At 69.5% G+C, this 24,548-nt stretch carries 20 protein-coding genes and 1 riboswitch; of the genes, 5 read left to right on the top strand and 15 right to left on the bottom strand.

Features of this window, described 5'->3' with window-relative positions:
• The 3 genes from EEB19_RS01645 to EEB19_RS01635 all read right to left on the bottom strand — a co-directional run bounded on the left by EEB19_RS01645 (position 1) and on the right by EEB19_RS01635 (position 5,986).
• Positions 1–1,641, bottom strand: coding sequence for an amidohydrolase (locus EEB19_RS01645; protein ID WP_187582513.1), 1,641 nt, complete (start codon positions 1,639–1,641; stop codon positions 1–3).
• Between the two features lie 36 nt (positions 1,642–1,677).
• Positions 1,678–2,181, bottom strand: coding sequence for an FxsA family protein (locus EEB19_RS01640; RefSeq protein ID WP_187582511.1), 504 nt, complete (start codon positions 2,179–2,181; stop codon positions 1,678–1,680).
• Positions 2,182–2,347: 166 nt separating this feature from the next.
• Complete coding sequence (locus EEB19_RS01635) at positions 2,348–5,986, bottom strand: cobaltochelatase subunit CobN (RefSeq protein ID WP_187582509.1); 3,639 nt, start codon at positions 5,984–5,986, stop codon at positions 2,348–2,350.
• 91 nt (positions 5,987–6,077) lie between these two features.
• A riboswitch (cobalamin riboswitch) is annotated at positions 6,078–6,145 on the bottom strand.
• A 70-nt stretch (positions 6,146–6,215) separates the two neighbouring features.
• Between EEB19_RS01635 and EEB19_RS01630 the strand changes: the two genes are divergently transcribed.
• The 3 genes from EEB19_RS01630 to EEB19_RS01620 are packed head-to-tail and all read left to right on the top strand — an operon-like array spanning position 6,216 to position 9,544.
• A complete protein-coding gene (locus EEB19_RS01630; RefSeq protein WP_187582507.1) occupies positions 6,216–7,418 on the top strand; it encodes a nitrite/sulfite reductase in 1,203 nt (400 codons plus the stop codon).
• 12 nt (positions 7,419–7,430) lie between these two features.
• Positions 7,431–8,054 (top strand): precorrin-8X methylmutase, encoded by a 624-nt coding sequence (locus EEB19_RS01625; protein WP_187582505.1) that lies wholly within the window; start codon positions 7,431–7,433, stop codon positions 8,052–8,054.
• 5 nt (positions 8,055–8,059) lie between these two features.
• Complete coding sequence (locus tag EEB19_RS01620; RefSeq protein ID WP_187582503.1) at positions 8,060–9,544, top strand: precorrin-2 C(20)-methyltransferase; 1,485 nt, start codon at positions 8,060–8,062, stop codon at positions 9,542–9,544.
• Positions 9,545–9,611: 67 nt separating this feature from the next.
• On the opposite strand, the gene EEB19_RS01615 is transcribed toward EEB19_RS01620, so the two are convergent.
• Genes EEB19_RS01615 through EEB19_RS01600 form a run of 4 tightly spaced genes read right to left on the bottom strand, consistent with a single transcriptional unit; the run spans position 9,612 to position 13,093 of the window.
• Positions 9,612–10,382 carry a cobalt-precorrin-6A reductase gene (locus EEB19_RS01615; protein ID WP_187582501.1) on the bottom strand — a complete coding sequence of 257 codons (771 nt, stop codon included), beginning with the start codon at positions 10,380–10,382 and terminating at the stop codon, positions 9,612–9,614.
• Positions 10,375–11,142, bottom strand: a complete 768-nt coding sequence (cobM, locus tag EEB19_RS01610; protein WP_187582499.1) for a precorrin-4 C(11)-methyltransferase — start codon at positions 11,140–11,142, stop codon at positions 10,375–10,377. The genes EEB19_RS01615 and cobM overlap by 8 nt, the downstream gene beginning before the upstream one ends.
• A complete protein-coding gene (gene cbiE, locus EEB19_RS01605; protein WP_187582497.1) occupies positions 11,139–12,332 on the bottom strand; it encodes a precorrin-6y C5,15-methyltransferase (decarboxylating) subunit CbiE in 1,194 nt (397 codons plus the stop codon). Before cbiE ends, cobM begins: the two co-directional genes overlap by 4 nt.
• Positions 12,329–13,093: an SDR family NAD(P)-dependent oxidoreductase gene (locus tag EEB19_RS01600; RefSeq protein ID WP_187582495.1), complete on the bottom strand. Its 765-nt coding sequence runs from the start codon at positions 13,091–13,093 to the stop codon at positions 12,329–12,331. The genes cbiE and EEB19_RS01600 overlap by 4 nt, the downstream gene beginning before the upstream one ends.
• A gap of 37 nt (positions 13,094–13,130) precedes the next feature.
• Here EEB19_RS01600 and EEB19_RS01595 point away from each other — a divergent pair, with 37 nt between their 5' ends.
• Positions 13,131–13,532 carry a PPOX class F420-dependent oxidoreductase gene (locus EEB19_RS01595; protein WP_187582493.1) on the top strand — a complete coding sequence of 134 codons (402 nt, stop codon included), beginning with the start codon at positions 13,131–13,133 and terminating at the stop codon, positions 13,530–13,532.
• A gap of 16 nt (positions 13,533–13,548) precedes the next feature.
• Here the strand turns inward: EEB19_RS01595 and EEB19_RS01590 are convergent, their stop codons facing one another.
• Positions 13,549–14,661 (bottom strand): Xaa-Pro peptidase family protein, encoded by a 1,113-nt coding sequence (locus EEB19_RS01590; RefSeq protein WP_187582491.1) that lies wholly within the window; start codon positions 14,659–14,661, stop codon positions 13,549–13,551.
• 67 nt (positions 14,662–14,728) lie between these two features.
• On the opposite strand from EEB19_RS01590, the gene EEB19_RS01585 reads away from it, so the two are divergent.
• Positions 14,729–15,712, top strand: a complete 984-nt coding sequence (locus tag EEB19_RS01585) for a 5'-3' exonuclease (protein ID WP_187583073.1) — start codon at positions 14,729–14,731, stop codon at positions 15,710–15,712.
• Between the two features lie 52 nt (positions 15,713–15,764).
• Here EEB19_RS01585 and EEB19_RS01580 read toward each other — a convergent pair whose 3' ends face one another.
• The 7 genes from EEB19_RS01580 to pafA form a co-directional block, all read right to left on the bottom strand.
• Complete coding sequence (locus EEB19_RS01580) at positions 15,765–16,793, bottom strand: DUF4333 domain-containing protein (protein ID WP_187582489.1); 1,029 nt, start codon at positions 16,791–16,793, stop codon at positions 15,765–15,767.
• A gap of 240 nt (positions 16,794–17,033) precedes the next feature.
• Positions 17,034–19,859: an RNA helicase gene (locus EEB19_RS01575; RefSeq protein ID WP_187582487.1), complete on the bottom strand. Its 2,826-nt coding sequence runs from the start codon at positions 19,857–19,859 to the stop codon at positions 17,034–17,036.
• Positions 19,856–20,839, bottom strand: a complete 984-nt coding sequence (gene tatC, locus EEB19_RS01570) for a twin-arginine translocase subunit TatC (protein WP_187582485.1) — start codon at positions 20,837–20,839, stop codon at positions 19,856–19,858. The genes EEB19_RS01575 and tatC overlap by 4 nt, the downstream gene beginning before the upstream one ends.
• A gap of 34 nt (positions 20,840–20,873) precedes the next feature.
• Positions 20,874–21,131 (bottom strand): Sec-independent protein translocase subunit TatA, encoded by a 258-nt coding sequence (gene tatA, locus EEB19_RS01565; protein WP_187582483.1) that lies wholly within the window; start codon positions 21,129–21,131, stop codon positions 20,874–20,876.
• Between the two features lie 79 nt (positions 21,132–21,210).
• Positions 21,211–22,173, bottom strand: coding sequence for a YafY family protein (locus tag EEB19_RS01560; protein ID WP_187582481.1), 963 nt, complete (start codon positions 22,171–22,173; stop codon positions 21,211–21,213).
• Positions 22,173–23,165, bottom strand: a complete 993-nt coding sequence (locus tag EEB19_RS01555; RefSeq protein WP_187582479.1) for a YafY family protein — start codon at positions 23,163–23,165, stop codon at positions 22,173–22,175. The genes EEB19_RS01560 and EEB19_RS01555 overlap by 1 nt, the downstream gene beginning before the upstream one ends.
• Before the next feature lie 16 nt (positions 23,166–23,181).
• Positions 23,182–24,540, bottom strand: coding sequence for a Pup--protein ligase (pafA, locus tag EEB19_RS01550; protein ID WP_187582477.1), 1,359 nt, complete (start codon positions 24,538–24,540; stop codon positions 23,182–23,184).
• Positions 24,541–24,548: the final 8 nt, after the last annotated feature.

Raw genomic sequence — 24,548 nt, 5'->3', positions numbered from 1 at the left:
TCACGCGATGTCGCCGTTCACCACGCCGTCGTCGAACAGGACGTGACCCCGGTGGATCGTGCGAACGCACCGCGGCAGACGGGCACCCGGCGCGATGTCGGGCAGCGCGGGAACGCGCGAGCGGGGGTCGGTCGACCACCGTTGCACACCTGCGTGCGACCCGGCGATGACGAGGTCGTCGATCTCCCAGATCGCGTAACTGGCCGGTGCGCCCGGCACGAGGGTTCCGGTGAGTCCGTCGTTCAGGCCGGCGGCACGCCACCCGCCGCGGGTCGCGGCCGCGAAGGCGCCGCGCGCCGAGATCGCGTTGCGTGGCTGATGGTGATGGACCGCGGCGCGGATGGTCGACCACGGGTCGATCGGGGTGACGGGTGCGTCCGACGAGAACGCGAGGATGAGGCCCTCGCGGGCGTGTCCGGCGAAGTTGTTCAGTCCCGCGGTCCGCGCCACGCCGAGGCGCTGCTCGTAGAGGTCGCCCGGACCTCCCCACTCGGCGTCGAACAGCGGCTGCATGCTGGCGACGACCCCGCATCGCGCGAGCACCCCGGCCTGCTCGGTGGAGACCATCTCGGCGTGCTCGATGCGATGCGCACAGCGGGCCAGTGCCGGCGTGCCCAGTTCCGCGGCGAGCTCGTCGAACGCGGCGACGACCGACGCGGTGGCGGCGTCGCCGATGACGTGGAAACCGGCCTGCACGCCGATCTCGGTGCAGGCACGGATGTGATCGCGGATCGTCTCGTAGTCGAGATAGTTGATCCCGGTGTGCCCGGGATCGTCGTGATACGGCTCGGTCAGCCACGCGGTGTGCGATCCGATGGCGCCGTCGATGAACAGGTCCCCGGCCAGCGCGTCGGCGCGACTGATGGCCAGGAGTTCGCGGGCGTGGTCGGCACTCTCGACGGCCTGTCCCCAGTAGCGACGGACCTCGACGGGATGGTCGAGGGCACCGAGAGCGAGGAAGTCGTCGAGACCGCTGATGTCCGGTCCACCGTTCTCGTGCACGGCGACCACGCCATGAGCGGCGGCATGGTCCAGCGCGCGTCGCTGGGCGCGGGTGCGCTGGGCGGCGGTCACAAGTTGACGCGCCGCCCCGCGGACCAGGTGATGGGCTTCGGCGACGAGAGGTTCCTCCGGGTGGTAGCCGACGGCATCGTCCAGGTCCGGAACCAGCCGGCGCAGGGCGGTCGAGGCGACCGCGGAGTGTTCGTCGATGCGGGCGAGATAGACCGGCAGTGTGCCGACGATCGCGTCGATGTCACTCGTCGTCGGGAAGCGGCCGTCGTCGGGTCCGGCGCCCGTCCAGGAGGAGTCGTCCCACCCCAGACCCCAGATCAACTCCCCCTCGGCGGTGTCCGCGGCGAATGCGGCGACACGTCGCAGGCAGTCGGCCCGGTCGGTGGCGTCGTTCAGCGTGAGGCCCGCGAGGCCGAGCCCGGTGGAGGTGAGGTGGACATGCGAGTCGACGAAGCCGGGCGCGACGAACCGGCCGTCGAGATCGACCACGTGCGCATCGGGGTGCAGTGCCCGGCCGACGTCGTCACTGCCGACCCAGACGACGACGCCGTCGGTGACGGCGATCGCGGTCGCGTCCGGTGCGGCAGGCGAATAGACGACGCCGCCGAGCAGCAGTTCTGTTGTCACGGTGGTCCAGTGTGCCCTGCTGGGCGGGTCACTGGGTCAGTGGCCCCGCGGCAGGCCGCGGTCGGCCGCCTCGCCCGTCGTCGGGGTGGCCACCGTGGTGTCGCCGTCGACCACGGTCCCGTCGATGACAGTGCCCCGGCCGACGTACATGCCGCCGGCGTACACACCCGCCCGGTTCATGGTCGCCGCGAAGCTGCGCGCGCCGGTCGCCGCCACCACCGGCCGCAGGGCGCGTCGCACCGGCGGGGCGAGCAGGAGCAGGCCGGCGAGAGTGGAGACCACGCCGGGGATGACCAGGAGCAGACTCGACGCCGCCAGCAGCGCCGTGTCGGTCAGCGGTCCGCGCGGGTCGACCTCGTTACGGGACGCGCGGCGCAGTTCGGCGAAGACCTTGCGCCCCTGCTGCTGGAGCAGGAGGAAGCCCACGACGACGGCGGCCAGTGTGATGAGCACCGCCCAGCCGAAACCGAGGAAGTGTGCCATCGCCACGAAGGCGCCGATCTCGATCGCGAGGTACGCGATCACATAGAGCATCCGCATCGGATCCCTGCCTCTCCGGGACCCGCGACACCGGCCGGTCGGTCGGCCACGGGCCCTCACTACCGGTGCAACGACCGGGGGCGCCGGTTTTCTCCCGATTCTCGGCGGAGATTTCGCACCGGCGGCGAGGACGGTGACGGGGTGGGTGGGTGCGGACGCCGACCAGTCAGTCGGCCCGGCCCTCGATGTCGCCCTCGGTTTCCAGATAGACCTGCCGCAGACGGTCGAGCATCTCGACCGGCGGCTGATCCCACAGATCACGTTCCACCGCCTCGAGCAGCCGCTCGGCGATGCCGTGCAGTGCCCACGGGTTGGACTGCTGCATGAAGCGCTGGTTGTCCTCGTCGAGGACGTAGGCCTCGGTCAGCTTCTCGTACATCCAGTCGGCGACGACGTTGGTCGTCGCGTCGTAGCCGAAGAGATAGTCGACGGTGGCGGCCATCTCGAACGCGCCCTTGTATCCGTGGCGCTGCATCGCCGAGATCCACCGCGGGTTGACCACGCGCGCCCGGAACACGCGGCTGGTCTCCTCCGACAGCGTGCGGGTCCGTACCGCATCCGGGCGTGTGCTGTCGCCGATGTAGGCGTCGGGCGACGTGCCGGTCAGCGCGCGGACAGTGGCGACCATGCCGCCGTGGTACTGGAAGTAGTCGTCGGAGTCGGCGATGTCGTGTTCACGCGTGTCGGTGTTCTTCGCGGCGACGGCGATCCGTCGGTAGGCGGCACGCATGTCGTCGACGGCGGGTACCCCGGCCAGGTCACGTCCGTAGGCGTATCCGCCCCACTCGGTGTACACCTGCGCGAGGTCGGCGTCGCTGCGCCATTCACGGGAGTCGATCAGCTGCAACAGACCGGCACCGTAGGTGCCCGGTTTTGAGCCGAAGACGCGGGTGATCGCACGCCGTCGGTCACCGTGTTCGGCGACGGCCGCGCGGACGTGGGCGGCGACGAAGTTCGCCTCGTCGGGTTCGTCGGCGGCCGCTGCCAACGCCACGGCGTCGTCGAGCATGGTCACGACATGGGGGAAGGCGTCCCGGAAGAAGCCGGAGATCCGCACGGTGACGTCGATGCGGGGCCGTCCCAGCTCTGCCGGTTCGATCAGCTCGAGGTCGACGACCCGTCGTGAGGCCTCGTCCCACACCGGCATCACGCCGAGCAGGGCAAGCACCTCCGCGATGTCGTCCCCCGAGGTCCGCATCGCGCTGGTCCCCCACACCGACAGGCCTACCGATGCCGGGTATGTGCCGTGGTCGGCGAGGTAGCGTTCCACCAGCGAATCGGCAAGTGCGCGACCGGTTTCCCATGCCAGCCGAGACGGCACGGCCTTGGGGTCGACGGAGTAGAAGTTGCGTCCGGTGGGCAGCACGTTGATCAGGCCGCGCAGCGGCGAACCGCTGGGCCCGGCCTCGATGAAGCGACCGTCGAGGGCACGCAGGATCTGGTCGATCTCGCGGTCGGTCTGGCGCAGCCGCGGCACTACCTCCGTCGCGGCGAAACTCAGGACGTCGGCGACCGCGGGGGGATGGCCCGCGGTGGCGTCGGCGATCGCCTGGGTCGTCCACTCCCCCTTCGCGCAGGCCGCCACCAGCGCACGAGCGGTCGACTCGATGTCGTCGACCGCGCCGCGGGCGGCCGAGCCGTCCTCGGTCAGTCCGAGCGCCTCGCGCAGGCCCGGCAGCGCCTGCGCGCCGCCCCAGAGCTGGCGTGCGCGCAGCATGGCGAGGACGAGGTCGACCTCCCCGTCGTCGGCGGGTGCCTGCCCCAGGACGTGCAGGCCGTCGCGGATCTGGACGTCCTTGATCTCGCAGAGCCAGCCGTCGACGTGCAGCAGCATGTCGTCGAAGACCTCTTCATCGGGTCGCTCCGTCAGGCCCAGGTCATGATCCATCTTCGCTGCGGTCAACAACGTCCAGATCTGTTGCCGGATGGCCGGGAGCTTGGCCGGGTCGAGAGCGGAGATGTTGGCGTGCTCGTCGAGCAGCTGCTCGAGCCGAGAGATGTCGCCGTAGGACTCGGCGCGGGCCATCGGCGGGATGAGGTGGTCGACCAGGACGGCGTGGGCGCGACGTTTCGCCTGGGTGCCCTCGCCCGGGTCATTGACCAGGAACGGATAGATCAGCGGGACGTCGCCGAGTGCCGCATCCGTCCCGCACTCGGCGGACATACCGAGCGTCTTGCCCGGCAGCCATTCGAGGTTGCCGTGCTTGCCGACGTGCACGATGGCATCCGCCCCGAAACCGCCGACGCCGGAGCCGGCCGCGCCATCGGTGGCGTCCCGGCCCGTCAGCCACCGGTAGGACGCGAGGTAGTGGTGCGAGGGCGGCAGATCGGGATCGTGATAGATGGCGACGGGATTCTCCCCGAACCCACGAGGAGGCTGCACCATGATCACGGTGTTGCCGAACGGCAGTGCGGCGACGACGATGTCGCCGTCGGGGTTGCGCGAGCGGTCGACGAACAGCTCACCCGGGGCCGGTCCCCAGTGCTCCTCGACCGCGGTGCGAAGACCGTCGGGCAGCGTGGCGAACCAGCGACGGTAGTCCTGCGCCGCGACGCGGATCGGGTTGGCGGCGAGGGTCTCCTCGGTGAGCCAGTCGGCGTCCTGGCCGCCGGCCTCGACGATCGCGTGGATGAGGGCGTCGGAGTCGGACGTGGCCAGACCGGGGATCGCGTCGGGCCCGTCGGCGGGTCCGATGTCGTAGCCGGCGGACCGCAGTGCGACCAGCAGATGCAGCAGACTGCGCGGGGTGTCCAGACCGACCGCGTTGCCGATCCGGGCGTGTTTGGTCGGATAGGCCGAGAGCATCAGTGCGACACGACGTTCCGCCGGAGGGATGGACCTCAGGCGGGCGTGGGCCACCGCGATCCCGGCGACTCGGGCACAGCGTTCGGCGTCGGGCTGATACCAGGGCAACCCGTTCTCGTCGAACTCCTTGAACGAGAACGGCACGGTGATGATGCGGCCGTCGAACTCGGGTACGGCGACCTGCGTGGCGACATCGAGCGGCGACAATCCGTCGTCGGTGGCCGCCCAGTCGGCGCGGGAACCGGTGAGGCACAGCCCCTGCAGGATCGGGACGTCGAGAGCGGCGAGCCGTTCGATGTTCCAGGCGTCGTCGTCGCCACCGGCCGAGGCGGTCGCCGGTGTCGCACCGCCTGCCGCGAGGACGGTGACGACGAGCGCGTCGGCGGTGCCGAGCAGGTCGATCAGGTCGTCGGGAGCGGTGCGCAGCGACGCACAGAAGATCGGGAGGGCACGCGCCCCACGATCCTCGATGGCGGTGCACAGTGCCTCGATGTAGCGGGTGTTGCCGGCCAGGTGCTGCGCTCGGTAGTAGAGCACGGCGACGGTCGGTGCCGGACCGGCCGGTTCGCGTCGGTCGCGCTCGAGCACTCCCCACGCCGGGGTCTGCGCCGGCGGTTCGAATCCGATCCCGGTGAGGAGCACGGTGTCGGACAGGAAGTTGTGCAGATTGACGATGTTGGCCACTCCACCTGCGGCCAGGTAGTTGTGCGCCTCGGCCACGACGCCCGCGGGCACCGTCGACAGTGCCATCAGGTCGGGATCGGGTTGCTGCTCGCCTGAGCAGACCACCAGCGGCTTGCCGGTCGCGCCGACGGCAGCCAGGCCGTCCTCCCACGCCCGCACGCCGCCGAGGATGCGGACGACGATGAGGTCCGCATCGGCGGCCAGGGCCGGGATGTCGTCGACGAGAATGCGGGAGGGGTTGGCGCCGGAGATGTCGGCGTCGCTCGCGGCAGCCGTGATCAGATCGGTGTCCGAGGTCGAGAGCAGCAGGATCATCAGATCTCCTCGCCGGGAGGCGCGCCCGGTGCGTCGTCGGTGGTGCCGGTGCCGGTACCACGGGGTCCAGTGGTGCATCCCGGGGTGCAGGTCTGACTTCGGCGTCCCGGCCGACCGGGTGCCGTCACAGTGGCGCGACCGTGCCGGCGTTGCACCGGCTTCTGCCACCTCGGTGCGTTCAGCCTAGTCACGGGCAGGCTCGAGCCGGCGGGCGCCTACCCTGGATCTCGTGTCAAAGCCTTCCCGACGCGTCGTCGCCGACCGCTGCCCCGGTGTGTTCAGCACACACGAGGCGGCCGACGGTGCGGTGGCGCGCGTCCGGTTGCCCGGCGGCCGTATCGGTCCCGATCAGCTCGCGCTCCTCGCTCAGGCCGCCGGGGCGCACGGCGACGGGTTCCTCGAACTCACCGCGCGCGGCAATCTGCAGCTGCGTGGCATCGGCGACGTCGACGCCGTGGCCGAGAAGGTGATCGAGGCCGGACTCGCGCCCAGTTCGACACACGACAAGGTCCGCAACATCGAGGTGAGTCCGCTGACCGGCCGGATCGGCGGGATCGCCGACGTCGCGCCCCTGGCCGGAGCACTCGACTTCCGCCTGCGCACCGAGGAGTGGTCGGCGGAGCTGTCCGGACGCTTCCTGTTCGGCGTCGACGACGGCCGCGGCGACATCCGCAGGCACCGGCCGGACGTGTGCGCGCTGGCGCGGGAGATCGACGGTCCCGACATCGTCGCCGACATCCTCGTCGACGACGAACTCCTCGGTTCGGCCCGCGGAGTGGAGATGATCGTGGACGCCGTGCTCGACGTGGCCCACACGCTGGTCGACAGCGCACCCGGGACGTGGCGGATCGGGGACCTGACGCCGGACGAACGATCGGCGGTCGAGGACCGGGTGCGGACACGACTGCTCCCGGTCGTCGGCGGGTCCGACGACGCCGACTCGGACACGGCGGCGTCGGCTCGCCCAGCTCACGCACCCGCCGTCGGCGAACCGATCGTCGGCTGGTTCGACCAGGACGACGGTCGCGTGTTGCTCGGCGCGGTGGTAGAGCTGGGCCGCATCCCGGCACGTCTGGCCGAGTTCATCGCCGCCGTCGGGGCGCCGGTCATCGTCACGCCCGACCGGGAGATCCTTCTCTGCGACCTCGGTGAGGAGGTCGCGGAGACCGTGGTGCGGGTGCTCGCGCCGATGGGACTGATCTTCGACGCCACCTCGCCGTGGGCCCGGGTCAGCTGTTGTGTCGGCGCGCCCGGATGTGCCAACGCGACCTCGCCCGTGCGCGAGGATCTGCTCGTGCACATCCGTGACGGCGAGGACATCGGGGATCGCGAGCACTGGGTCGGATGCCCTCGCGGGTGCGGCTCCCCCGCCGTCCCGCACGACCGTGTGGTCGCCGATCCCGACGGCGGGTATCGCACTCAGCGTCGATAGGCTGACCGCACCATGACCGACTACCTGCGTGACGGCGCCGCGATCTACCGCCAGTCCTTTGCCACCATCCGGGCCGAATCGGATCTCAGTGCCTTCGCCCCCGATGTCGCTGGCGTGGTCGTCCGGATGATTCATGCGTGCGGACAGACCGATCTGACCGAGGACGTCGTCGCGACGCCGGGCGTCGTGCAGGCGGCACGGACCGCTCTCGGATCGGGGGCGCCGATCCTGTGCGACGCCTCGATGGTGGCCGCGGGTGTCACCCGCAGGCGCCTTCCCGCCGACAACGATGTGCGGTGTCACCTGTCCGAGCCGACCCTCGCCGAACTCGCCTCGAGGATGGGGACCACCAGAACCGCTGCGGCCCTGGAGTTCTGGCGACCGTCGCTGGAGGGTTCGGTCGTCGCGATCGGCAACGCGCCGACGGCCCTGTTCGCGCTGCTCGACATGATCGACGACGGTGCGCCGCGGCCCGCCGCCGTCGTCGGTGCGCCGGTCGGGTTCGTCGGCGCCGCGGAGTCGTGCGCGGCGCTCGCCGAGCGGCACGACCTCGAGTTCATCACGGTCACCGGCCGGCGCGGGGGTTCGGCCATCACCGCCGCCGCGATCAACGCGCTCGCCAGCGCGGAGGAGTGAGTCCGATGGCAGGCAAACTGTGGGGTGTGGGGCTCGGTCCCGGCGACAGCGATCTGGTCACGGTGAAGGCGGCGCGGGTCATCGAAGCGGCTGATGTGGTCGCCTATCACTGTGCGCGTCATGGCAACAGCATCGCGCGGTCGGTGGCGGAGCCCTATCTGCGCGAGGGTCAGGTCGAAGAGCGTCTGATGTACCCGGTCACCACCGAGACAACCGACCACCCGGGTGGGTACGCCGGTGCGCTGCAGGACTTCTACGGCGAGAGTGCCGAGCGGCTGGCCGTGCACCTGCGCTCCGGGCGGGACGTGGTGCTGCTGGCCGAGGGTGACCCGTTGTTCTTCAGTTCGTACATGCACATGCACAAACGTCTCGTCGGCGAGTTCGACGCGGAGATCATCCCCGGGGTGACGTCGGTGAGCGCGTCGTCGGCGGCGATCGGGATCCCACTTGTCGAGGGCGAGGAGACGCTGACGGTCGTGCCGGGAACCCTGCCGAGCGCCGAACTCGTGGCCCGGTTCCGTGCCGGCGATGCGCTCGCCGTGATCAAGCTCGGTCGCACGTTTCGGCGTGTGCGGGACGCCCTTGACGCCGCGGGACGCCTGGACGAGGCGTGGTACGTCGAGCGCGCGTCGACGTCGGTGCAGCGTGTCCTGCCGCTCGCCGAGGTGAATCCCGAAGAGGTGCCGTACTTCTCGATGGTCGTCGTGCCGGGTCCCCGCAACAACCCGCACAGCGCCGTAGCGGCGTCGTCCGGAGAGGTCGTCGTGGTCGGGTTGGGTCCCGGCGCCGACGATCTCACCACCCCGGCGGTGCAGGCCGACCTCGCGCGCGCCACCGATCTCGTCGGGTACAAGTCGTATCTCGCGCGGATCACTCCTCGACCCGGTCAGCGGGTGCATGCCAGCGACAACCGCGTCGAGGCCGAACGTGCCGAGTTCGCCCTCGATCTGGCGTCGAGAGGTGCACGCGTTGCCGTGGTGTCGTCGGGCGATCCGGGGGTCTTCGCGATGGCCGCAGCGGTGGCCGAGGTCGCCGCCGAGCCCCGGTGGCACGACGTCGCCGTGCGGGTGTCACCAGGTGTCACCGCCGCGAATGCGGTCGCGGCAGCCGTCGGTGCGCCGCTCGGTCACGATTTCGCGGTGATCTCACTGTCAGATCGACTCAAGCCGTGGGAGGTGATCGCCGAGCGGATCCGGCATGCCGTGGCAGCCGATCTCGTCATCGCCGTGTACAACCCGGGCTCGGCCAGCCGTGGCTGGCAGGTCGGCGCGTTGCGCGACCTCTTGCTCGAGACCGTGTCGCCGGACCGCGTCGTGGTCGTGGGGCGTGACGTCGGCGGGCCGGAGCAGCAGCTGCGATCGACCACGGTGGGTGCCCTCGACCCGGCGACCGTCGACATGCGCACGCTGCTGATCATCGGGTCGTCGGCGACGACCGCCGTGTCGCGATCGGGTGGCGATCTCGTCTACACGCCGCGCCACCACGACTGAACACGATCGGCGCGAAACCGGGCACGATCGGCGGGTGGTGATGGCCGGTGAGTGATGTGGCCGACTGTCAGACCGTGGGTCGGAGCTGGCGGGTCACCCACTCGACAGCGTCCTCGACGGACTCCACCGTGTCCCCGACGGCAGGTTCACCGGGTCGCTGCACCATCACCACCGGGATGCCCGCCTCGGCGGCCGCGGTGAGTTTCGCCCGCGTGAGGTCTCCCCCGCTGTTCTTGGTCACCAGCACATCGATGCGGTGCGTGCCAAGCACGCTACGTTCGCTCGCCAGATCGTAGGGACCCCGCGATCGCAACACCTGGTGGTGTGGGGGGAGCTCTGATGTCGGTGGGTCGACGACCCGGATGAGGAACCACGCGTCGGCGATGTCCGCGAAGACGCCGACATCCTGCCGTCCCGTCGTCAGGAAGACGCGCGTCGACCGGCCTTCGGCGATCAGTGTCGCGAGATGTTCGGCCGCAGCAGTCATGTCCGGCACCGGGTACCAGGTGTCCGACGGCCCGGGAGTCCACGCGGGACGACGTACCCGGAGCAGCGGGACCGACATCTGCTCGGCGACGGTCGCCGCGTGCGCGGTCATCGTCGTCGCGAACGGATGAGTCGCGTCGACGACGGCGGCGGGATCGTGAACACGGATCCAGCGGGCGAGGCCGTCGACGCCGCCGAAGCCACCGATCCGCACCTCACCGACGGGCAGCCGCGGGTCACGAACCCGTCCGGCGAGAGAACTGATCACCGGAACACCGGACTCATCCAGTGCCGCGGCAAGCGATCTCGCCTCTCCCGTGCCGCCGAGCAGCAGTATCGGGCGGTCACCCATCGGTGCGGAGTTTCGTCATGCGCGCCTCCGAGTACAGGTAGCTGTCGCTCACCGACGGATGGGCCGACGGATCGAGAACGCGACCGACGAAGATGACCGCGGTGCGCCGGATGCCGGCCCGTGACAGCTCGGCCGGGAGATCTGCCAGGCGGCAGCGCACGATTTGCTCCTCGGGCCGGCTCGCGAATGCGACCGTCGCCGTGGGGCAATCGGCACCGTAGTGCGGTGTCAGGGTCTCGACGATCGCCTCGGCCCGATGTGCGGCCAGATGCAGCGCCACCGTGATCCCGGTCGACGCCAGGCGTTCGAGGTCCTCCCCCGGCGGCATGTCGGTGGACAGGGTCGACACGCGCGTGATGAGCAGGCTCTGCCCGACGCCGGGGACGGTCAACTCCCCGCCGAGGGCTGCGGCGGCCGCCGCGAACGCCGGCACCCCGGGCACGACCTCGACGGCGATCCCTCGTCCCACGAGTTCTCGGCGTTGTTCGGTCATCGCCGAGTACAGCGACGGATCACCCGAGTGCAGCCGCGCCACATCGTGTCCGGCGGCGTCGGCGTCGACGATGTGCTCGACGATCTCGGCGAGCGGCATGCGAGCCGTGTCGATGAGAACCGCGTCCGGTGGACAACGGTCGAGCAGCTCGGCCGGGACCAGCGAGCCCGCGTAGAGGCAGGTCCGGCATCGTCCGAGGATCTCCGCACCGCGCACGGTGATGAGGTCCGCCGCACCCGGCCCGGCTCCGATGACATAGACGGTCACGGTTTGTCCACCACCCACTGCACGATCGGCAGTGACGGACGCCACGTGGTCATCGAGCCCAGCGGACCGGCCGTCTCGATCGAGAACCGCCGCAGCGAACCACCATGTCGCGCATGCCATTGCGCCACGATCGTCTGGTTCTCGACGGTCACGGCGTTCGCGACCAGTCGGCCACCCGGTACGAGGGCATCCCAGGCGACGTCGAGAACCGACGTGTCGAGACCCCCTCCGACGAAGACCGAGTCCGGGTCGGGGGCGCCCGCGCACGCGTCCGGGGCGGCACCGCGGACGGTGAGCCTGTCGTGCACACCATGGCGTCGCGCATTCTCGACGATGACGTCGCTGCGCGTGGCATCTCGTTCGAACGCGACGACCCGCCCGGTCGGCTCGGCGCGGAGCCATTCGATGGCGACACTGCCCGACCCGGAGCCGATGTCCCACAACAATTGTCGGCACGTCGGAGCAAGCGCGGACACGGTGAGTGAGCGGATGGGCTGCTTGGTGATCTGTCCGTCGTGGCGGTAGTCGTCGTCGGGCCGGCCCGGCACCCGGCTGCGCCGCGGTCCCACACAGCTGACCGCGACGACGTTGAGTGGGTCTCCCGCCGGCTGTCGCCAGGTGCGCGCCACGCCGCGGACGATCCGTTCGCGATCGCCCCCGAGCTGTTCCAGCACGGTCATGGAGGACCATCCGAAACCGTTGGCGGTCAACAGGTGTGCGACATCGTCGGGGGTGGTGTGGTCGCGACTGAGGACGAGCAGGTCGCGGCCGTCGGACAGTGCGTCGACGACACTGTCGACGTCGTGGGTGACTGTGCTGACGATCTCCACCCCGGTGAGGTCCCATCCGAGGCGCGCACAGGCCAGGCTCGCACTCGAGACGGCGGGGATGACCCGCACCCGATCGATCCCGGCGGCCCGCACCACGGTGGTCCCAATGCCGTGGAACATCGGATCTCCGCTGGCGACGATGTGGACGGTGTCGTCGGAGGGGTCGTCGAGGACCGTACGGAGGTGAGCACTCATCGGTGAGCGCCATCGCCGCACCTCCGCGCTCAACGGAGGGAGCAGGTCGAGTTGGCGAGCGGATCCGAGGATGACTCTCGCTCCGGCGAGTTCGTCCTGCGCCCGGGCGCCCAGACCGTCCCAGCCGTCGGCGCCGATGCCCACCACGACGAATCTGGGGGTCATCGCGGGAGCCGCCGCCACAGCGCGCGCGGGAGCATCCGCATGCCGACGAACATCGGCCGCAGCACCCACGGGATCCACACCTCGCCACGACCGCGACGGTGGGCACGGACGACGGCGTCGGCGACCTCGTCTGCGGTCACGGAGAACGGCGCCGGGTCGACGCCGGACGCCATCAGGTCCTTCGTCATCGCGCCGACGACGAACCCGGGGCGGGCCAACAGGAGGCGGACCCCGCTGCCGTGCAACGCATCCGACAATCCGCTCGCGAAGCCGTCGAGCCCCGCCTTGGTGGAGCCGTACACATAGTTCGCGCGTCGGACCCGGATGCCGGCCACCGAGGAGAACACGATGATCGTGCCGGATCCCTGCGCCCGCAGGGTGGTCGCCAACGGGGTGAGCACGCTGATCTGCGCGAGATAGTCGGTGTGCGCGATCTGCAGGGCATGCGAGACGTCGGTCTCGGCCCGGCTCTGATCGCCGAGGATGCCGAAGGCGACGACCGCGGTGTCGATGGGTCCATGAGCGGTCAGGGAACGCACGAGATCCGGGTGCGTGTCCGTGGCGTCGGCGTCGAAGGCCACGGTGTGCACCGCGACCGCGCCGGCGTCGAGCAACTGTGCTCGCTGCGCCTCGAGTTCGTCGGGCCGTCGGGCGGCCAGGACGACGGTACGGCCTTCTGCCAGGCGACGCGCCACGGCGACCCCGATCTCGCTCCTGCCGCCGAACAGCACGATCGTTCCGGGAGTCGGTCGCGGGGCCATGGGTGCCAGTATCGCATCGCCCGCTAGCGTGGCATCCATGACCCGCACCGCCGCTGATCTCGGACCGGCCGCAGCCGAATTCCTCGCCGAACGCCATCTCGCCAGCGTGGCGACCCTGCGCGCCGACGGTAGCCCACACGTGGTGGCGGTCGGCTTCACCTGGGACGCGGAGCACGCGATCGCGCGGATCATCACCTCCGACGGCAAGCAGAAGGTACGCAATGTCGAACGGAACGGATATGCGTCGGTGACCAACATCGACGGGCCGCGGTGGCTGACCCTCGAGGGACCGGCCGTCGTACGGCGCGAGCCCGAGCGGGTCCGGGACGCCGAGGTTCGCTATGCGGGCCGCTACCGCGAACCCAAACCCAATCCGCGTCGGGTGGTCATCGAGATCAACGTCTCCCGCGTACTCGGTTCGGCGCGGCTGTTCAACTGACCGTTGTCCTGCCTGCTCAGAGAACGACGAGATCGTGCGGGCGGGTGTTCACCGGCTCGCATCCGTCGTCGGTGACGACCACGATGTCCTCGATGCGGGCCCCCCACCGGCCGTCGAAGTAGACCCCGGGTTCCACGCTGAACGCCATCCCGGGGCGCAGGGCGATGTCGTTGCCGCTCACGATGTAGGGCTCCTCGTGTACCGACAGCCCGATTCCGTGGCCGGTGCGGTGGATGAAGTGGTCGGCCAGTCCGTGGTCGGCGAGCAGATCCCGTGCGGTGGCATCGATCTGCTGTGCACTGACACCCGGACGCACCGCCGCGACGGCTGCTCGCTGCGCATCCTGGAGGGCTCGGTAGGCGTCGGCGATGTCGGCGGGCGGCTCGGCGAAACAGTAGGTGCGGGTGGAGTCGGAGTTGTATCCGGGATCGACCGGACCGCCGATGTCGATGACCACGATGTCGTCGGATTCGATGACGCGGTCGGAGAACTCGTGATGCGGGTCGGCGCCGTGTGGTCCCGAACCGACGATGATGAACGCGGCCTCGGTGTGTCCTTCGGCGAGGATCGCGGCGCGGATGTCGTCGGCGACCGCGCGTTCGGTGCGTCCGGGACGCAACCACTCACCCATCCGTGCGTGCACCCGGTCGATGGCGGCGCCCGCCTCGCGCAGCGCGTCGATCTCGCTGTCGTCCTTGATCATGCGTAGTTCCCGAAGGACGTCGGTGGCCAGCGCCGGGGTGGTGCCGGTGTGCCCGGCGATGGGTACGACATGCAGCGCCGGCATGGTGTCGCACACTGCGAGCCGCGCAGTGCCCGGCAGCCCCGACAGTGCCAGCGCGTACGGGTCCTCGCCGTCCACCCAGTCGGCGATCTCGATGCCGAGATCATCGACCGCCGAATCGCGCACCGAGGCCAACTCCAGGCGTGCCACGATAAGGCGCGGCGCTCCGGTGGCGGGCACCACGAGTGCGGTCAGCCGCTCGAAGGTGTTCGCGCGCGACCCTGTCAGGTAGCGGAGATCGGGACCGGTCGACACGATGAGGGCGTCGAGACCGGCATCGGCGGTGAGGATTCGGGCGCGATCGAGTCGGTGGCGGTACACGTCTGAGGAGAACCGGTAGGCCATGAGCGCAGCCTACCGCCCGTGCCGACGTCGACCGGCATGACAGAGTTGACCCATGGCCGGTTCAGTGATGCTCCTCGACGGGGCGAGTCTGTGGTTCCGTTCGTTCTTCGCCCTGCCCGAGAAGATGACCTCGCCCGACGGTCGACCCGTCAACGCGGTGCGCGGTTTCATCGACACGATTGCCTCCCTGGTCACCCGTGAGCAGCCGACGCGATTGGTGGTCTGCCTGGATCTCGACTGGCGCCCGGCGTTCCGCACCGACCTGATCCCGTCCTACAAGGCACATCGGGTCGCGCAAGAGGCACCGCACACCGTCGACGGGTCCGACAGCGGCGATGGCGCCGATGTCGATGTCGAGGAGGTCCCCGACACGCTGACACCACAGGTCGAGATGATCATGGACGTGCTGCGGTGCGCCGGGATCGCCACCTCCGGCGCCGTCGGCTGCGAGGCCGACGACGTCATCGGCACGCTCGCCTACGACGAGGCAACCGATCCGGTCGTCGTCGTGAGCGGGGACCGTGACCTGCTGCAGGTGGTGTCGGACGATCCGGTTCCGGTACGGGTGCTCTACGTCGGTCGCGGCCTCGCCAAGGCCGAGATGATGGGGCCGGTCGAGGTGGCGGAGAAGTACGCGGTGCCGACAGAGCGCGCCGGCATGGCCTACGCCGAGATGTCGATGCTGCGCGGCGACCCGTCCGACGGGCTGCCGGGCGTCCCCGGTATCGGGGAGAAGACCGCGGCAAAGCTGATCAGCGAGTTCGGCAGCCTCGACGCACTCGAGGCCGCGGCCGCGGACAGCGGCTCGACGGTCCCCACCCGGAGCCGCAAGTCATTGCTCGCATCGACCGAGTACCTCACTGCCGCCCGGACCGTGGTGCTGGTGCGGACCGACGCCGAGACGATCGACAGCACCGACGACGACCGGCTTCCGGCCGAGCCCGCCGATCCCGGCGGTCTGGCCGACCTCGTGGACGAGTTGGGGATCGGCGCGTCGGTGGCCCGACTGTCCAAGGCGCTCGGCTGGCCCGCCGTCGCCGAGCGGCCGTGAGGCGGTCGGTCCGAGTCGGGCGGTCGTGAGGCGGTCGGTCTGAGCCGGGCGGTCAGCTCGTCGGACGCGAGACCTCGTACTTGCCGTCGTCGTCGAGGAAGGTCACGGTGACCGTCTGCTGCTGGCCTCCGACGGTCGCGGTGCAGCTGAACGACTGGCCCTGTTCGACCCGCTGGCCCGACGGGCACTGGACGTCCGACACCTCGGTCGCCTGATAGTCCTCGGTGAGGACCTTCTTGACGCCGTCCTGCACGGCGGACTGGGAGATGGTCTTCGGTGCCCAACCCGGCGCGATGAAAGCGGTGATGAGCAGGATCGCGGCGATGAGCACGGCCACTCCGCCACCGATCAGCAGCAGTGTGCGCAGGCCCTTTTTCCCGGACGGCGCGGCCATCGCGGAGAACTGGTCGCCACCACCGAACTGCCCGCCGTACGGCGGTTGGCCACCGAACTGCTGGCCGGCGTACTGCTGCCCACTGTTTTGCGGCCCACTGTATTGCTGGCCGCCGTATTGCTGACCGCCGTACTGTTCCTGCGGCCCCGTCGGCGCATACGCCGACTGCTGGCCGTAGACACCCTGAGGCGCCGGCGCGCCGTACTGCCCGGCCTGCGCCTGGGGATCGGGCGCGCCGTAGGCACCCTGCTGGCCGTAGGCGGGTTGTGCGGGGTTCTGCGGGCCGGGATTCTGTCGCCCATACGCCTGCCCATAGGCCTGCTGCCCGTAGCCCGGCTGTCCGTAGCCCGGCTGTCCATACGTCTGTTGCCCGAATGCCGCGTGCTGGTCGTAGGCCTGTTGCCCGTAACCGGTTGGACCGTAGGCCTGCGGCTGTGCAGGCCCCTGGCTCTGCTGGTGGTCCTGGGGTGCCGACTGACCAGGCGCACCGTTGGGGGTCGTCGGAGTGGGCTGCCCGTATGCCTGGGGCTGGGAGTACTCGGCACCGGGGCCACTGGACGGGGCCGCGTTGCTCGCGTTCTCGGCTGCCCGGGCCGCCTCCGACGCACCGGGGTCGGTCGGTCGTGGCGTCTGCTCCCCCGGCTGGGGGTCACCGCTCGGACGGGTCGGATCGTGCGGCTCAGTCATGGGGTTCCCTCCCGATCTGCCCGGTGACAGCTCACCGATTCGCCTGGATGTCATGCCTCGAATGTCCTGGCCGGTGAGTGATCTGCTCCATCCCCGGTGTCACACAGGTGGTGCGCCGGACCGGCTCACCTGCACTCCCGACCGCGTGGAGAAGGTTACCTCACACCCGGTGGTCGATCACCGAACCGAGGGCCCTGTGACAGGCACGTCGGCCGGCCGGCCACACGTTCTCGACGCGGGTCAGCCGAGTTCCGCGGCAACGACGCCACGTCGGATCCCGCCGACCGCGGACCTCGCCGACGACGCCAGCCGTGTCTCGGGTCCCACGCCGAGGCGGATCTGTTCGAGCAGGTCGACGACCTGACGGTTCCAGCGGACGAAGTCGCCCGGCGACAGCAACTGGCCACGTTCACCGGCAGCCGCCAGCGACTCCGTCAGAGAACGCCCAGATGCCCAGAGCGACACCGCAACCGAGAATCCGGTGTCCGGCTCACGAGTCGGATCGACACGGTGACGGGACTCGACGTGCGTCACGTCACGCCAGATCTCCACCGTGCGCGCGAGCGCCGTGCGCAGAGCGGCATTGCCGGGCATCGCGTCCGCGCCGGCAAAGCTCTCACGCCGTGCCTCGAAGACCATCGCGGCGACGACTGCGGCCAGTTCGTGCGGCGCGAGCCGGTCCCAGATCCCGGCGCGGATGCACTCGGTGACGACCAGATCGCTCTCGCTGTAGATTCGGCCGAGCAGATGACCCGCGGCGGTCACCGTGACCGATGCCGGCGCGTCGCCGCGTGTGTTCCCGACCTCGAGGTAACCGAGATCGGCGAGGACGGCGACGATCCGGTCGAACTGCACACCCAACGTCGAGGTCCGTTCGGCGATCACCCGGTCCGCGGTGACGATCTCGCGCACCACGCGGTTGCGCCGCTCGGCGAGGCGGAACAGCTCGTCACCGTTGTCCAGCCGATGGGCCGGGTGGGATCGCAGTGCCGTGCGCAGGCCTGCCAGCTCCCGGTCGTCGGCCGCGGCGGCACGCTTCTTCGACCGACCCTTGGGGACCTCGATCCCCGTCGAGCGCAGCGCCGATGCCAGATCCCGTCGTCCTCTGCCGGTGCGGCGGTCGATGTGTTTGGGCAGGCGCATGTTGCCGAGTACCTGGGGCGGGTTCACGAAATCCCTGGTCCCGACCCGTCCGCACCAAGCGTCTTCGGCCAACACCAGCGGTTTGGGGTCGGCCGATTGTGTCGCGGCTTCCAGGATGACGGCGAGGCCACGGTGCCTGCCGCCGTGCAGGCCGATCACGTGCCCACGTTTGAGTGCTGCGAGGTCGGCCACCGTCGACTGCGTGTTGGCCGACCGGCGCTCGAACTTGAGGTCACGTTCGCGGCGCCGAATGTCCTCGCGCAACTGGATGTACCCCAGGAATCCAGCATGTCGATCGGCCTCGGCGTGTCCATCGTCGGGATCGTCGTCGCCGATGACGACCCCGGGGTCGATGCCGCGCTTGTGCGCCGTCGCGCTCAGCTCGACGTCGAGCTTGCGTAGTCGGCGACGGGCCTCATCGACCTTGCGGGCCTGCCCGACGACCGATCGGTCCGCCTGGAACTGGGCGAACGAACGGTGCAGCAGTTCGCGGGACCCCTCGAGCCCGAGACGTCCGATGAGGTTGACCGCCATGTTGTACTCGGGCTGGAACGAGCTGCGCAGCGGGAACGTCCGGGCGCCGGCGAGCCCGGCCACCTGGTCGGGCACCGCCTCCGGTGTCCACACGACGACGGCATGTCCCTCGACGTCGATTCCGCGCCGCCCGGCGCGTCCGGTCAGCTGGGTGTACTCCCCGGGGGTCAGGTCGACGTGGGCCTCGCCGTTGAACTTCACCAGCCGCTCGAGGACGACCGTTCGAGCCGGCATGTTGATGCCGAGGGCGAGGGTCTCGGTCGCGAAGACCATCTTCACCAGGCCGCGAGTGAACAGTTCTTCCACCGCGTGACGGAACGTGGGCAGCAGACCCGCGTGATGGGCGGCGAAACCCCGACGCAATCCGGCCCGCCATTCCGCGACGCCCAGGATGTCCTCGTCGGCGGGCGACAACTCCTGCAGATGGCGGTCGACGACCTCGTCGACCGCCATCGACTCCTCCGGGGTGAGGAGCGTCAGGCCGGATCGCAGGCACTGCGCCAGCGCCCCGTCGCAGCCGGCGCGGGAGAAGATGAACCCGATGGCCGGGAGCAGGCCCTCGCGGTCGAGTCGCGCGACGAGATCGGGCCGCGACGGCGGACGGGGCCCACCGCCCCGGCGAGGCCCCCGCGACGACTGCCCGCGACGCCCCCGACCGCTCCGACGGTCGTCGTCGGCGAGCAGCATGCGATGCCGGATATAGCGCTTGAGCTCCGGATTGACCTGGGGGCGTTCGGGTTTGCCTCCCGCGTCGACATGTCGGGCGGGGTCGAACAGGTCGAACATCCGCGTGCCGACGAGCATGTGCTGGGTCAGCGGCACCGGGCGGTGTTCGTCGACGATGACGGTGGTGTCGCCGCGAACCGCCTGGATCCAGTCGCCGAACTCCTCGGCGTTGCTGACGGTCGCGGAGAGGCTGACCACCCGCACCGACGGATCGAGATGGAGGATGACCTCTTCCCACACCGCGCCGCGGAAACGATCGGCGAGGAAGTGGACCTCGTCCATCACCACATAGGACAGCCCGTCGAGCGCGCGCGAGTTCGCGTAGATCATGTTGCGGACCACCTCGGTGGTCATCACCACCACGGGGGCGTCCGGGTTGATCGAGTTGTCGCCGGTCAGCAGACCGACGGACTCCGGACCGTGGATGGCCGCGAGGTCGGCGTACTTCTGGTTGCTGAGCGCCTTGATCGGCGTCGTGTAGAAGCACTTCGTCCCGGCCGCCAGTGCGAGGTGGACGGCGAACTCCCCCACGATCGTCTTGCCGGCGCCGGTCGGTGCGCAGACGAGTACCCCGTGCCCGGCGTCGAGCGCCATGCATGCTCGTCGTTGGAAGTCGTCGAGGCGGAAGGTCAGCCGGCCGGTGAAGTCGTCGAGCCGGCTCACAGGATGTCGTCGAACGTGTCGTGGTCGCGGACGGAGGTGCGGGCACCCGAGGGATCCGCACCCGGTACGGAGCGGACGGGTTCGATGCGGGACGCCGACGGGGCCGGCCCCGTGCTCGGCAGCGGACTGGCCTGATCATCAGGGATGGACGACCAGTCCGGGGTGTTCCGCCCGCGCCGCTTGTCGTGGATGCGGGCGAACTGGATCGCGAACTCCATCAGCACCGTGAGTGCGAGCGCGAGGGCCAGCATCGTGAACGGGTCCTGCCCCGGGGTCACGATCGCCGCGAACACGAACAGCGCGAAGATCAGACCGCGACGCCAGGCCTTGAGCTTCTCGTACTTGAGGACGCCGATGACGTTGAGCGCCACGATCAGCAGCGGCAACTCGAAGCTGACTCCGAAGATGATCAGCAGATGGATCATGAACCCGAAGTACTGGTCACCGGCGAGGGCCGTCACCTGCACGTCGTTGCCGACCGTGAGCAGGAAGTGGAATGCCTTGGCCACCACCAGGTAGGCGAGGACCGCGCCGCCGACGAACAGGATGGCGGCCGAACTGACGAAGCCGACGGCGTAGCGCCGTTCGTTGGTGTGCAGTCCCGGGGTGATGAACTGCCACAGTTGATACAGCCAGATGGGACAGGCCAGCACGACGCCGGCGGTGAGCGCGACCTTCAGCCGGAGCATGAACTGGTCGAACGGACCGGTCGCGAGCAGCCGGCACGAGTCGTCGGCGGTCAGCTGTGCCCTCGACGACGGTGGCAGGTCGCAGTATGGCCCGCGGAGCAGGTCACCGAGGGACGGGATGCCGAGAAAACCATGCGTGTACCAGACGAACCCCACGATCGTGGTCACGACAATGGCCAGCAGAGCGATGACCACACGCGTCCGGAGTTCGTACAGGTGCTCGACCAACGACATGGTGCCGTCGGGATTCACCTTGCGCTTACGGCGCCTCGGATCCAGAGAGATGCGCACACGAATGCCCTGGTTTTCGGGTTCCCGAGAGGATCTACGCAGACTTCTTCACATCGTCGGACGAGGTCTGCGACGCGGGCGGCGTGGCCTCACCCGGCGGGAGTTCACGCTTCGCGGGGGCTGCCGGCTCGTCGGAGTCCTTGCCGTCGTTCTGCATCTCCTTGACCTCGCTCTTGAAGATGCGCAGCGACTGGCCGAGACCGCGTGCGGCGTCGGGCAGCTTCTTGGAACCGAACAGGACAACCAGGACCACGAGGACGATCGCCCAGTGCCACCAGGACAGAGCACCCATGTTTCAACCTCCGAATCGCGATGTTGCCAATGCTACCCGAGCCCGCCGAAACGGCGGCGTGCATGGCCGATCCCCGACCTCACGCGTAACGCGCTCGCGCGGCTGTTGCCGTGGTGACGACGGTATCAGCGATATCCGGCGCTGACACCACCCGAACGCGACCGCCGAACCCGAGCAGGAAGCGGGTGAGCCACTCCGGCGAGCCGTACACCAGTCGCGCCCGCACCGGGACGTTCGGGTCGGCGCGGTCCTCGACAGGCTCGATCGGATCGATCAGGTAGTAGTCCAGGATCCACAGCTCGTCCGGATCGATCTCGATCTCGGCCGACGGCAGGTCCGGGTTCTCGGCGAGGATCGCCGACTGCTGATGCCCGGTCGCCTCGGCCGGCGGCGCGGACGGTTCGTCGAGCGTCTCCGCCGTCTCCACCCGGTCGAAACGGAACAACCGCACCCCGTCGCTCTTGCGACACCACGCCTCGAGATAGGTGTTGTTGTCCATCGTCTGCAGACGGATGGGATCGACCGTGCGCTCGGAGACGCTGTCGCGGGTCGCCGAGTAGTACCGGATCGTCACCGCCTTCGTCGACCGCACGGCCTCGCGGATCGTCGCATACGTCCCGCCGTCGGGATCGGTGTCTCCATCGGCGCCCGCCTGCACCGGAGACTCGGACGACCCGACGGCCTGCTCGATCTTGGCGATCGCGCGGCGGGCAGCCGAGCGATCGACGGCACCCGGCATGTCGAGCAGCGCGCGCAGCGCCACGAGCATCGTGCTGGCCTCGGTCGTCGTCAGTCGCAGCGGTCGGTCCATGCCGGCGGTGAACCCCACCTCGACGTATCCCTGCTCGAACTGCAGATCGATGAGGTCGTCCGGGAAATGACCGGGCAGTCCGCAGACGAAGAGCAGCTCGAGATCTCTGGTGAGCTGCTTCGGGGTGATCCCCAGATCACGCGCGGCCTGCTCGACGGCGATGCCGCGACGTGCGGCGAAGTACGGCACGAGGGCGAGCAATCGGCTGAAACGGTCCGGGCGGGGCGCCATCAGACGGTCACCTCCACCATGCGGTCCAGTGCGGCGACGACGGTGTCGCGTAGTTCCGGCGGTGTCAGGACCACCGCGTCCGGTCCGGCACCGAGGACCAGCCGGGCCAGCGTCGGCAACGACCGGATCTCGATCTCCAGGACGTCACCCGGTTCGTCGGCGAACGTGCGAGGTTCGGTGCGCGCGGCGAGCCGGCGCAGTCCCGCAGCGCGGTCGGCGGCCACCCAGATCGTGGCGATCCGGCCGTCCGAACCCGCTGCCGACTCGACGGCGGCCGTGACGATCTGCTGGATGTCGGTGCCCTCGGGCACCGACACGTCCCCCGGCGCACCGGTGGTCGCGACGTCCGAGATGCGGGAGAGGCGGAACGTGCGGGTCGCCGCGCGGTCGCGATCGTGCCCCACGACGTACCACCGGCCGCGGTGGGTCACCACGCCCCAAGGTTCCAGCGTCCGCGTCGCCGACGTCGACGCCGCCCCCGGCCGATAGGTGAAGGTCACCGCCTGCGACGACCCGATCGCCGACAGCACGGCCGCGAGTCCCGACTCCGAACCCAGCGACCTGGCCGAGGTCGCCGCCGAGAAACCGATCTCGTCCTCGGCCCGCACGTCGATGCCGGCCGCCTGGAGTTTCAACAGGGCGTTCTGGGAGATCGCCGAGATCTCCGGCGCGTCCCACAGGGCGGCGGCCATCGCCACGACGGCCGCCTCCGGACGATCCAGCGTGATCTCGGGCAGTTCGTAGGAGTCGCGCTCGATGCGGTAGCCGTCGGCGCCGCCGGACAGGCGTTCGCGGCCGGTGATCAGCGGGATGCCGAGGTCGCGCAATTCGGTCTTGTCGCGCTCGAACATGCGGTTGAAGGCCTCGTCGGACTGCCCGTCGTCGTTGTAGCCCTTCACGTTGCGGCGGATGTAGTCCGCGGTGACGAACTGGCGTGTCGACAGCAGGCAGATCACGAGGTTGAGAAGGCGCTCAACTTTCGGGGTTGCCACCTGAGACAGCTTACGGTCACATGGATGCGATCAGACGGTCGACTCGCTCGTCGACGCTACGGAACGGGTCCTTGCACAACACCGTTCGCTGCGCCTGGTCGTTCAGCTTCAGATGCACCCAGTCGACCGTGAAGTCCCGGCCGGCCTTCTGCGCGGCCGAGATGAAGTCGCCCCGCAGTTTCGCGCGGGTGGTCTGCGGCGGCTCGTTGACGGCGGTGGCGATGTCCTCGTCGGTCGTCGCGCGGGCGACCAGTCCCTTGCGCGTCAGGACATCGAACACGCCACGGCCGCGCTTGATGTCGTGGAACGCGAGGTCGAGCTGGGCGATCTTCGGATCCGACAGTTCCATCGAGTACCGATCCTGGTAGCGCTGGAACAGCTTGCGCTTGATGACCCAGTCCACCTCGGTGTCGACGGACGAGAAGTCGTCGCTCTCGACGGCATCGAGCATGCGGCCCCACAGATCGACGACCTTGTCCATCTCCGGGTCGGGTCGTCGGTTGGTCATGTGCTCGACGGCCCGCGCGTGATACTCCCGCTGGATGTCGAGCGCGCTCGCCTGACGCCCACCCGCGAGCCGCACCGGCCGGCGACCGGTGGGATCGTGGCTCACTTCGCGGATCGCGCGGATCGGGTTGTCGAGGGCGAAGTCGCGGAACGAGACCCCGGCCTCGATCATCTCGAGGACCAGCGCCGCCGAACCGACCTTCAGCAGGGTGGTCATCTCCGCCATGTTCGAGTCACCGACGATCACGTGCAGGCGGCGATACTTCTCGGCATCAGCGTGCGGCTCGTCGCGGGTGTTGATGATCGGGCGCGACCGCGTGGTCGCCGACGACACGCCCTCCCAGATGTGCTCGGCGCGCTGCGACAGGCAGAACGTCGCCGCCTTCGGGGTCTGCAGCACCTTGCCCGCACCGCAGATCAACTGCCGCGTCACCAGGAACGGCAGCAGGACATCGGAGATGCGCGAGAACTCCCCCGCCCGCACCACGAGGTAGTTCTCGTGGCAGCCGTAGGAGTTGCCCGCCGAGTCGGTGTTGTTCTTGAACAGGTAGATGTCGCCGCCGATGCCCTCGTCGGCGAGCCGCTGTTCCGCGTCGATGAGCAGGTCCTCGAGAACGAGTTCGCCCGCCCGGTCGTGATTGATCAGCTGGATCAGGCTGTCGCACTCGGCGGTCGCGTACTCCGGGTGGGATCCGACGTCGAGGTAGAGGCGCGCGCCGTTCTGCAGGAACACGTTGGAGGAACGCCCCCACGACACAACCCTCCGGAACAGATACCGGGCGACCTCGTCCGGGCTCAGTCGACGATGGCCGTGGAAGGTACACGTGACACCGAATTCGGTCTCGATACCCATGATTCGACGCTGCACACCACCAA

The organism is Gordonia sp. OPL2 (genome assembly GCF_003797825.1).
GTDB lineage: Bacteria > Actinomycetota > Actinomycetes > Mycobacteriales > Mycobacteriaceae > Gordonia.
This window is presented reverse-complemented; position numbering and strand designations above follow the sequence as displayed.

Bases quoted from the DNA above. Each gene is read 5' to 3' on its own strand.
- EEB19_RS01560 (WP_187582481.1), bottom strand. From the start codon at position 22,173: ATGGCGCCCCGCCCGGACCGTTTCAGCCGATTGCTCGCCCTCGTGCCG.
- EEB19_RS01585 (WP_187583073.1), top strand. From the start codon at position 14,729: ATGCTCCTCGACGGGGCGAGTCTGTGGTTCCGTTCGTTCTTCGCCCTG.
- EEB19_RS01595 (WP_187582493.1), top strand. From the start codon at position 13,131: ATGACCCGCACCGCCGCTGATCTCGGACCGGCCGCAGCCGAATTCCTC.
- EEB19_RS01590 (WP_187582491.1), bottom strand. From the start codon at position 14,661: ATGGCCTACCGGTTCTCCTCAGACGTGTACCGCCACCGACTCGATCGC.
- EEB19_RS01615 (WP_187582501.1), bottom strand. From the start codon at position 10,382: ATGGGTGACCGCCCGATACTGCTGCTCGGCGGCACGGGAGAGGCGAGA.
- EEB19_RS01580 (WP_187582489.1), bottom strand. From the start codon at position 16,793: ATGACTGAGCCGCACGATCCGACCCGTCCGAGCGGTGACCCCCAGCCG.
- EEB19_RS01620 (WP_187582503.1), top strand. From the start codon at position 8,060: ATGGCAGGCAAACTGTGGGGTGTGGGGCTCGGTCCCGGCGACAGCGAT.
- EEB19_RS01600 (WP_187582495.1), bottom strand. From the start codon at position 13,093: ATGGCCCCGCGACCGACTCCCGGAACGATCGTGCTGTTCGGCGGCAGG.
- EEB19_RS01625 (WP_187582505.1), top strand. From the start codon at position 7,431: ATGACCGACTACCTGCGTGACGGCGCCGCGATCTACCGCCAGTCCTTT.
- tatA (WP_187582483.1), bottom strand. From the start codon at position 21,131: ATGGGTGCTCTGTCCTGGTGGCACTGGGCGATCGTCCTCGTGGTCCTG.
- EEB19_RS01635 (WP_187582509.1), bottom strand. From the start codon at position 5,986: ATGATCCTGCTGCTCTCGACCTCGGACACCGATCTGATCACGGCTGCC.
- cbiE (WP_187582497.1), bottom strand. From the start codon at position 12,332: ATGACCCCCAGATTCGTCGTGGTGGGCATCGGCGCCGACGGCTGGGAC.
- EEB19_RS01640 (WP_187582511.1), bottom strand. From the start codon at position 2,181: ATGCGGATGCTCTATGTGATCGCGTACCTCGCGATCGAGATCGGCGCC.